The following is an 8,857-nucleotide window of genomic DNA, read 5'->3' as shown; positions in this document are numbered from 1 at the left end:
TAGGTGGTCATTTTGAATTGGAATCAGGTGCTCACTTTAAATTGGAATTGGGTGGTCAATATCACTGGAATTTGCAAATTAGGACACAATACTGTTTCAGGCGATATTACAGAAACTGTTGATATTTCAATTCAATGGATAAAACAGAAAGCTTTGAATATTAAGAAGTCTAAAGTATCAAAATAAAGCACTGCCTACAACAGCAAGGCTTCGTTGGTCTTGAAAAGCCAACAATGAAGCCTGTGTTGAACGGAAGCGCTTATAAGTTTTATTTCTCTGATTTGATCTCTTTTATCATACGCTCGAGTTTTTCTCGCTGTTGTTTTGCTTTTTCATCATATGCCTTTTGCCTTCTTTCGAACGTGGTTTGATTCAATTGGAGCTCTTTTTCCAAAGACAAAGTTTTATTATAACTATAAATCAAGAGAGCCAATAACAATGCAATACTGCAGAAATAAAAACGATATTCCAATAAAAGAAATTTTAGTGATTCAATTGTTTTTGTTAGCATGTTATAAGATTTAAAATGTTCTTTTGAAAAAATTTCCAGACTAAGATAAATGTACTACAAATTACCTGATTTGAACTATCTATTCTAAACTCATTATGTGCTATATTAGGAAAGTAGAAATTCTAATTGGCATTTTTGATAATTTTATCATTGTTGCAGTTTAACATTTTGTTTCTTAAAATCATCATGTCCTCGCTCACTTTTTTATCTAATATTTTAGCATAGTGCTGTGTGGTTCTTATATTTTTATGTCCCAGCATTTTACTCACGCTTTCTATTGGGACACCATTTGTTAATGTTACAGTCGTTGCAAAAGTATGTCGGGCAATGTGAAATGTTAGTTCTTTTTCGATTTCACAAACGCCGGCTATCTCTTTTAAATAGGCATTCATTTTTTGATTGCTCAAAATAGGAAGTAGTTTGTTTTGATTGTTGCATTCCGGATGGTCCTCATATTTATCAATAATCATTTGTGTTATTGGAAGGATTGGAATTTTTGAAGCGGATTCTGTTTTCTGGCGGTGGGTGAATATCCATTTCTCTCCGTCGATTCCAAGGCTTATATGCGATTTTGTTAGGTTTTTGACATCAATGTAGGCTAAGCCTGTGAAACAGCTGAAAAGGAAGATATCGCGCACTAGCGATAATCGTTCTGTTTTAAAATCTTTGTTGAGTATATTTTGGATTTCGTCTTCTGATAAATAGACTCTTTCTACTTCTTTAACTTTCGATTTGTAGTTTGCAAACGGATTTCTTTCTATCCAATGGTTGGCTATGCAAATCTTGATTATTTTGTTGAAATTCTTTAAGTATTTTACGGCAGTATTGTTGGCGCAATTGCGAACGCTTCTCAAGTAGAATTCATAATCGGTAATAAACGCATGATCTATTTTGTTAATGTCTATATCTGATACTTTGTATTTCCATTCCAGAAACTCTACCGTATGCTTCAAAGAAGTGTTGTAGCGTTCTAATGTTCCAGGTGCATATTCTTTACCAACCAATTCTTTAATTTTGTTATTGTGATCTTTAAAAATAGGGATAAGGGTTCTTTGACGTTCTTGGGTTCCGAGCAGTCTGTTTTTAAGTGCCTCAGAAGTTATATTGATGTTTTTATGGATAAGTTCCATTTGTACATCAATAATCTTGATTTTGAACATGTCTAGATGAGTATTTATTGAACGGGCTTCTTCTGAACTGCCCTTCATTTTGCCAGCTTCCGTGGACCATTTTGAAATTTCGACAAATCTATTTGTGCTCAATTCAATTCTTTGGCCATTAACAGTAATTCGAGTGTAGATAGGTACTAAACCGTTTACACTGGCTTTTGCTCTCTTTGCGTAAAAGAGAATAGATACTTTTGTTTTCATTGCGGTAACCTTTTAGTTGAACTTAAATTTAATTCTAAAAAGACTTCAACACAAGATGTTTGAATAGTAAACAGGTTATTAAACATGTAGCTATTCAACAAATGAACATGTTATCAAATATGTTCAAAAGCCTTGTGTGTTCTAGCCTGAGATAAAAATCGGTTACCCAAATGTTTTGAGTTTTAGGGTACCCGAATTTATCCCCTTAGGGACACGCATTAATGAATATTTTGGAGGGGGTATAAAAGTAAAAACCCTCTAAATCATACGATTTAAAGGGTTTTAATTCAATTTGTATTTCTACTGGCGGAGAAAGAGGGAGTTGTTTGTTTTTCTAAAGTGCCGTAAAATAAGGCTTCGCAAAGCTTTTATTTTAAGTGACACCTCAACTGACACCTCTCAATATGTTAGCAAATTGTTCTAAATTTCAATTATCAAATATAAGTGTTTTTTCTCTGGAATTAATGATTAATTGTCATAATTTGAACCGGTTAACCATTTTTTTTTGAACAGGCATTGGTTCAAAATTTAGTTGCCTAAAACATAAATTCTATCCAATTATTAAAGGTTCAACCTGTTCAATTTTAAGGCTCGTAAATTGGCAAAATTCTTCAATGGATACAAACTCATCTTCTAGTTTGTTTAACTTAATTCTCATTTTTTGAAGTAGCCTAATGCTTTGACGATAACTCTTACCAGTTATACGTTGTATGTCCTTAGGGTAGATACATAATCTATTGTTTTTGGCTCTCATACTCTATCTATGACTTTGATTGGGCTTTGACTAATCTGGAACCTCTGTGGTTCTAGTTCTGGCACTCCATAAAAATAGTAAATTATTCCTTTGGTTCAGAAGCGGAAATCTACTGCCGTCAATGTTGGTTGTAAATGGGTATTTAGGTCATTTTATGCCATTTGTGTCACAAAGTGACATATGGGATAGGGGAGCCTTTTTTATGTGATTTAATTGACTAAAATTTGTTTTATAATCAATCGAAAAGTGTTGCAACAGGATGATGATTGAGGGAATTAGAAACATTTATTAATTTAAAATTTTAGGAATTATGGCAAGACAGAAAGGCATAATTAAATTAAAAGGTACGATCGGAGATATTACCTTCTACAAAACCAAAGACGGCCACTTAGCCAGAGAAAAAGGGGGTGTCGATGCGAGCAGAATTGCGAGCGATCCGGCATTTCAAAGAACCCGCGAGAATGGAGCCGAATTTGGAAGAGCAGGAAAGGCAGGGAAAGTTTTGAGAACGGCAATGCGAACTTTGCTCATTAATTCTGCTGATAGTAGAATGGTAAGCCGATTGACTCAATCTATGATTAAAGTCATTCAGGCAGATATGGTAAGTGAACGCGGCTTGCGCAATGTGATTGATGGTGAGGCAGAATTGCTTGCTGGATTCGAATTCAACATTAGGGGCAAACTGGGCACTTCTTTATTTGCTCCTTTTGTGGGTACAATTGACCGTGCTTCGGGAGATATCATGGTTGATTTGGTTCCATTTGTTCCTGCAAACATGATTGCGGCTGCAAGCGGAACCACGCATTTCAAAATCATATCTGCAGGTGCGGAAATAGATTTTGAAGCCGAAACATTTGTGGTTGCTACATCGGAAACGGATATTCTAGCGTGGGATTCGAATCAAACCGTCGATATCAATCATGCCAATCCAGTTACTCCTGGTAGCACAAAACCATTGTTTTTGGCTTTGGGAATTGAATTTTTTCAAGAGGTAAACGGTAGAATGTATCCGTTGAAAAATGGATCTTTTAATCCATTGGCTTTGGTTCAGGTAAGCGGGCTTTAAGATGGTTTTAGTGTTAAATAGGACGTATTTCCCTAAGGGAACGCAAGGAATTTTGGAATGGAACGGCACAATAGTTTGTTATACCATCGAACTGCCTTGGTTGGGAAACCAAAAGCGTATTTCTTGTATTCCCGAAGGAGAATATGTTTTGCAGAGGCGATTTAGTTCCAAGTTCCAATGGCACTTGCATTTGAAAAATGTTCCGGGAAGAGATTTGATATTAATCCATCCCGCCAATGACGCCAAGAAAGAGTTGTTGGGCTGTATCGCAACTGTAACACTGCACACCGGAATAGGGAGAGGAAGCTCTTCCCGAAAAGCGTTTGGAAAGTTAAAAGCTTTAGTTTATGGAGCTTTGACCGATAATGAAGAAGTGAAAATAAGAATCCAATCTAATAAATTATAGTATGAATATAGTTGAACGTGCAAAAGCACCTACCCCTAAGTTTTTCCGGATTTTGAGAAGTATTGGAATGGCTCTATTGGCTATCAGTGGCAGTATCATTGCAGCTCCAGTGGCATTACCCATAGCTGTTGTGAGTGTCGCGGGATATGCAGCCCTTGCGGGAGGAGTCATTTCAGTAATTAGTCAAATTACGGTAGATGATAAGACCAACCGAGAGCGGGCCATCACAAATCGGTTGAAAAAAGACAATCAAAATTTACCGCGAGATGGAATCAAATAACACCTTGCAAATTGGAACCGCATCCGGAACTTTGCTAAGTATTGTGCCTAATATCCTTTCTGAAGATATTATAAAGACGATTATCTTAGCGGTTGTAGGCGCAATAGTAAGTTTTATGGTTTCGCTCCTTTTAAAAGGATTGACAAAATTTAAAAAGAAATAGTCTGGTTACGATTGGTAACCTTTTCCGGACTACCTAAGAAAGCCAAGTCGTGAGAGACTTGGCTTTTTTGTTTTTATATTTCCTCGAGAATATTCAAGGTCACTTCTTCGATGACCACTTTGGCATTGGAGCAGAACAATCCGTTGTATTTTGCGCAGTCCATTGCTTTTGATCGGCTGTCAAATATTCCGAAAAAGACTCTTGATGTTTTGCTTTTCCAAAAATCGGTTTGGTATAAAATGAACAGTTTCACAATTTAGGAGAATTAGGTTAAAATAATTATTATTTTCTGCAGTAGCGGTTTAAAATGGCTCTACGCATTTCGTTGATAAGGTTGATGTTTTTATGTAATTGATCTTCTTTCTGTTCCAGCAATCTCAGCGCTTGGACTTGTTTCTGGTGCAGGTCGTGTTCTTGCATCATTTCATTCACTTTAAAATCAAAATCTTTCTTGAAATCATTTATGCGTAAAAATGGAATTACGGATCCGATTAAAAATTGGTGCCAAAAGTTTGATTTCCATAGGCTGTAGGCAAGCCAGTAGACTGTTTCGGCATCCTTTTCGTCTGGGAACATAATCACAAAACTGTTGGTAAAGGGTTCTTTTTGGGGCTTTCCACTATTCATTCCTTTGTTGAGGATAAAGATTTGGTTTCCCTTGTAGGTAGTGTCTTTTTGGTGGGTCTTGATGATGAAATTTGGCATAGTGCTGTTGGTTTAAAAAATTCGACTTAATTTTTTTGAAAAGAAAAAAGAGAAAAAAAGAAAGCCACTAAAACAGCAGAAATGACGAACGAAAATGGAGGAAGGCACGACCGACTGGAAGTGAGGAATGGATGCTAAATTTGCTGGATTTTTTTCTCTTTCTTTTCAAGAAAATGCACTATTGTGGTCGTGGAAGATTTTAACACCCCCAAGCACCGCAAGGAATGGAGCTAAAATGAAGCGATAGCGGAATTATAGCGGAATGAATGAGGAGCGCAGTGGCGGGGTTGCGGCAATCGAACAGCCACGCTAGACCGAGAACGGAACGAAGCTTGCGGAGTAGAGAGAAGGAATAGCAGCGTGAAACGGCGGGGGAAAAATAAAAGACACCCGCCGCGGCGGGGTACCTTGATTTAGGGCGAAGTGACGTTTTTACGGAACGGCGCCAACCCCGATGGCTGTGCGAAGGAGCAACCGCTGAAAAAATAAAGGGCGACAGACATAATACTGCTGGAATGCAGTGTAACGGAGCCTGCGGAGTGTAACGGAATGAAGCGGTATTGTGGATGTGTTAGCCCTGCCGAACGCAGGGTAGAGAACGTGTGAAGATGAGGAACGAAGCGGCGCAATAAAAATAGCTGCTATTTTTCAAGCTGCTATTTTTATTGTGCTGCGTAGTGTCTGCGGAATGGAGGAAGGAGGCTTTTTCTGCCGACAACTGACTGGAGCTGCCGAACGGAACAAAGAGAACGACCGAAGAGAGACCGCTTGATTGCCCGTGATGTTTAACAATTATTTTTCAGTTCATCCTCTTTATATTTTAAATCCTTTTGTATATTTGCATTATATAATAACAAACACACGTCAATATACAATAAGATTTGCACGGCATAATTTAATAAATAACCCACAGCATAATACAATGCTTAAAACACAAATTATACCGATTATACAATCGAACAGTATACTAAATATAAATGGTATTAAATGGCAACACCAGGAGAAAAATTAGCTGCATCATTAGAATTGCTTCAAAAGCTACAGGACCAAAAAATCGTTGGTATCAAAGCAACGGATTTGAGTCGGGTGCATAAAGAACGCTTGATAGATCAAGGTTTTATTCGTGAAGTTTTTAAAGGATGGTATATTTCTGTTCCACATGATGAAAGAAAAGGAGATAGCACCTCTTGGTATACTTCCTATTGGGGGTTTTGCTCGAGGTATTTAAAAGATCGTTATGGAGATGATTATTGTGTTGCTGCAGACCAATCCTTGTTGATGCATGCCGGAAATGATTCTGTACCTCATCAAATGATTATTCGATCTACAAAAGGGAATAATTCACTAACTCCTTTACTTTTTAACACCACTTTGTTTACCATGAAATCTCCATTGTCGGACATAGAATCGATTGAGATTATAAAGGGACTTAGAATTTTAAATTTGGCTTCTTCTATTGTTTATTGTTCCCCTTCTTTATTTACAAGTAATCCAACAGATGTCAGAACTGCTTTAAGTTTAATTAGCGACGCATCGGAACTATTAGGAATGCTACTTGATGGCGGGCATAGTCTAAAGGCTGGAAGAATTGTAGGTGCTTTTAGAAATATTGGTCAGGATAAAATTGCAAATGACATTCAAAAAACAATGAAGTCTGCAGGTTATGATGTTAGAGAAGTGGATCCGTTTGAGCAAAAAACACCCATAACTTTGTCGACTCGGGAACGGTCTCCTTATGTTAACAGAATACGGTTGATGTGGCATGAGATGCGAAAGGTAGTTATTGCCGTTTTCCCGAAATCTTTGGGAATACCTAATGACAAAGCAGGTTATTTAAAACGTATTGAAGAAATTTATATCACAGATGCCTATCACTCTTTATCGATTGAAAAATACCGAGTAACTCCAGAACTGATTGAAAGGGTTCGAAGTGGGACATGGAATGCCAAAGAAAATGAAGATGACAGAAAGCAACGTGATGCCATGGCAGCCAGAGGCTATTGGCAAGCCTTTAATGCTGTTAAAATAAGTGTTAGTCATATTTTAGACGGGAAAAATGCGGGAAAAGTAGCTGATGAAGAGCATGGAGACTGGTATCGAGAATTGTTTGCACCCAGTGTTGCCATTGGTTTGTTGAAGCCTTCTGATTTAGCAGGTTATAGAACACATCAGGTTTATATAGGTCAGTCTAAACATGTTCCTATAAATAGAGATGGAATACGAGATGTAATGCCTACTCTTTTTGAATTATTGGAGCAAGAGGAAGAAGCATCGGTTCGAGCGGTATTGGGTCATTTTATTTTTGTTTTTATTCATCCTTATATGGATGGAAATGGACGTATTGGACGCTTTTTGATGAATGCCATGTTGTCTTCCGGAGGCTATCCATGGACCGTAATACCCGTTGAAGAAAGAGATGCCTACATGGACGCCCTTGAGCAGGCAAGTGTGGATCAGAATATTGAACCCTTTGCCAGATTTATTGCCTATTTAGTTGAAGCCTCTATCAATGGGAAACCAATTGCTAAGATTTAATTGAATGCTCTTCGATTGTTTGAAATGTGAATTTTTATTGTTATTTATTTGGAATAATTGGTTTTAGTTTGGAAAAACAGGTGTAAAATAGTATTATTTTGGAAAAACGGGTAAAAAGTATCTATGATTGGTGAAAAGCACTTATTTTATTTACAAAAAGGTGTTTTGACGGCAATTATCGCCGTTGTAATGGATTTATTTAGATACTGTGTTCACTTTTTTTTAATGTTCACGAAAACGTGAACACGCATTATTTGTGAACAAGAATAAAACTAAACTATTTTCCATTATAAATACTTTATGATGATAAAACGGATTTAATTTTCCAGTAAAATGGTGTTTTTGGAAAATATTTTCCATTATAAAAGAATTAATATCTTTTTCAATACTAAACCTCATATTACATATCGCAATATGCAACATGCGTTCACTTTTTTTGTTTGTTCACGAAAACGTGAACGGATGTTTTTTGCGAACATTGGAGTATTGGATATAAATAACGATGTTGATTTTATATAAAAATTACTCTCGTTTTGTTTTCTGATGGTAACCATTATCCTTGTTTGGTAAACTTAAAATCGCACAATAAACTTGATTGGTTTATTGTGCAGATTTACGTTTATCGTTCTAGTATTAAATCTATTATAAACAAGTTTATTAGCCTTTACTCATTGATTATATCATGTTTAAAGTGCTCATGAATCATATAAAAAGCAAATGTTTTTTGGCAGATGAATGAGGTAATGACTTACAAAATTATTTACTTTATCATTTTTTTTTGCAATTTTGTTAATGCCACCTTTTGTTGATTCACAAGAATATCTAACTTATCGAATATCAATTTTAACTTTTTACCGTTTTTGAATTTTTCTATTTCTGATTCTTGTTCAGATGATTTGTAAATGGTATGATTAGACTGAAGAAGACCTAATAATGATTCAACAAGATCATTTTCCTTCTTAGAAAGTGGTATCACATTATCAGCAGTCTTATGTGCAAATTCCAGTGATATTGACCACCCAATTCCAATTTAAAGTGAGCACCTGATTCCAATTCAAAATGACCAC

Annotated in this window: 9 protein-coding genes; 5 read left to right on the top strand and 4 right to left on the bottom strand. The window is 36.3% G+C overall.

The window, feature by feature from the left end; translation table 11 throughout:
• Positions 1-268: 268 nt before the first annotated feature.
• Both EKM01_RS14445 and EKM01_RS14440 read right to left on the bottom strand, forming a co-directional pair.
• On the bottom strand, positions 269-511 hold the full coding sequence (locus tag EKM01_RS14445) for a hypothetical protein (RefSeq protein WP_126564114.1): 243 nt from the start codon (positions 509-511) through the stop codon (positions 269-271).
• Between the two features lie 122 nt (positions 512-633).
• A complete protein-coding gene (locus EKM01_RS14440) occupies positions 634-1,881 on the bottom strand; it encodes a site-specific integrase (RefSeq protein ID WP_126768734.1) in 1,248 nt (415 codons plus the stop codon).
• 1,064 nt (positions 1,882-2,945) lie between these two features.
• Between EKM01_RS14440 and EKM01_RS14430 the strand changes: the two genes are divergently transcribed.
• The 4 genes from EKM01_RS14430 to EKM01_RS14680 are packed head-to-tail and all read left to right on the top strand — an operon-like array spanning position 2,946 to position 4,550.
• Positions 2,946-3,701 carry a hypothetical protein gene (locus EKM01_RS14430; protein WP_126768732.1) on the top strand — a complete coding sequence of 252 codons (756 nt, stop codon included), beginning with the start codon at positions 2,946-2,948 and terminating at the stop codon, positions 3,699-3,701.
• Between the two features lies 1 nt (position 3,702).
• Positions 3,703-4,107 (top strand): DUF5675 family protein, encoded by a 405-nt coding sequence (locus EKM01_RS14425; protein WP_126768731.1) that lies wholly within the window; start codon positions 3,703-3,705, stop codon positions 4,105-4,107.
• A gap of 1 nt (position 4,108) precedes the next feature.
• Positions 4,109-4,387 (top strand): hypothetical protein, encoded by a 279-nt coding sequence (locus tag EKM01_RS14420; RefSeq protein WP_126768730.1) that lies wholly within the window; start codon positions 4,109-4,111, stop codon positions 4,385-4,387.
• The gene (locus EKM01_RS14680) at positions 4,374-4,550 is read left to right on the top strand and encodes a hypothetical protein (protein ID WP_165930179.1); all 177 of its coding nucleotides are present in this window, start codon (positions 4,374-4,376) and stop codon (positions 4,548-4,550) included. The genes EKM01_RS14420 and EKM01_RS14680 overlap by 14 nt, the downstream gene beginning before the upstream one ends.
• Positions 4,551-4,623: 73 nt before the next feature.
• Here the strand turns inward: EKM01_RS14680 and EKM01_RS14415 are convergent, their stop codons facing one another.
• Together EKM01_RS14415 and EKM01_RS14410 are read right to left on the bottom strand one after the other, a co-directional pair.
• On the bottom strand, positions 4,624-4,803 hold the full coding sequence (locus EKM01_RS14415; RefSeq protein WP_126768729.1) for a hypothetical protein: 180 nt from the start codon (positions 4,801-4,803) through the stop codon (positions 4,624-4,626).
• Positions 4,804-4,832: 29 nt separating this feature from the next.
• A complete protein-coding gene (locus EKM01_RS14410; RefSeq protein ID WP_126768728.1) occupies positions 4,833-5,255 on the bottom strand; it encodes a hypothetical protein in 423 nt (140 codons plus the stop codon).
• A gap of 987 nt (positions 5,256-6,242) precedes the next feature.
• On the opposite strand from EKM01_RS14410, the gene EKM01_RS14405 reads away from it, so the two are divergent.
• Entirely contained in the window at positions 6,243-7,790 is a 1,548-nt protein-coding gene (locus EKM01_RS14405) for a Fic family protein (protein WP_039107860.1), read from the top strand.
• Positions 7,791-8,857: the final 1,067 nt, after the last annotated feature.

Source organism: Flavobacterium sp. RSP46 (genome assembly GCF_003984825.1).
Taxonomy (GTDB): domain Bacteria; phylum Bacteroidota; class Bacteroidia; order Flavobacteriales; family Flavobacteriaceae; genus Flavobacterium.
Note: the sequence above shows the minus strand (reverse complement) of the source record. Positions and strands in the feature narration are given on the sequence as shown.

Excerpts from the sequence above, each read along its gene's own strand:
- EKM01_RS14445 (WP_126564114.1), bottom strand. The coding sequence starts at position 511 with ATGCTAACAAAAACAATTGAATCACTAAAATTTCTTTTATTGGAATAT.
- EKM01_RS14440 (WP_126768734.1), bottom strand. The coding sequence starts at position 1,881 with ATGAAAACAAAAGTATCTATTCTCTTTTACGCAAAGAGAGCAAAAGCC.
- EKM01_RS14430 (WP_126768732.1), top strand. The coding sequence starts at position 2,946 with ATGGCAAGACAGAAAGGCATAATTAAATTAAAAGGTACGATCGGAGAT.
- EKM01_RS14425 (WP_126768731.1), top strand. The coding sequence starts at position 3,703 with ATGGTTTTAGTGTTAAATAGGACGTATTTCCCTAAGGGAACGCAAGGA.
- EKM01_RS14420 (WP_126768730.1), top strand. The coding sequence starts at position 4,109 with ATGAATATAGTTGAACGTGCAAAAGCACCTACCCCTAAGTTTTTCCGG.
- EKM01_RS14680 (WP_165930179.1), top strand. The coding sequence starts at position 4,374 with ATGGAATCAAATAACACCTTGCAAATTGGAACCGCATCCGGAACTTTG.
- EKM01_RS14410 (WP_126768728.1), bottom strand. The coding sequence starts at position 5,255 with ATGCCAAATTTCATCATCAAGACCCACCAAAAAGACACTACCTACAAG.
- EKM01_RS14405 (WP_039107860.1), top strand. The coding sequence starts at position 6,243 with ATGGCAACACCAGGAGAAAAATTAGCTGCATCATTAGAATTGCTTCAA.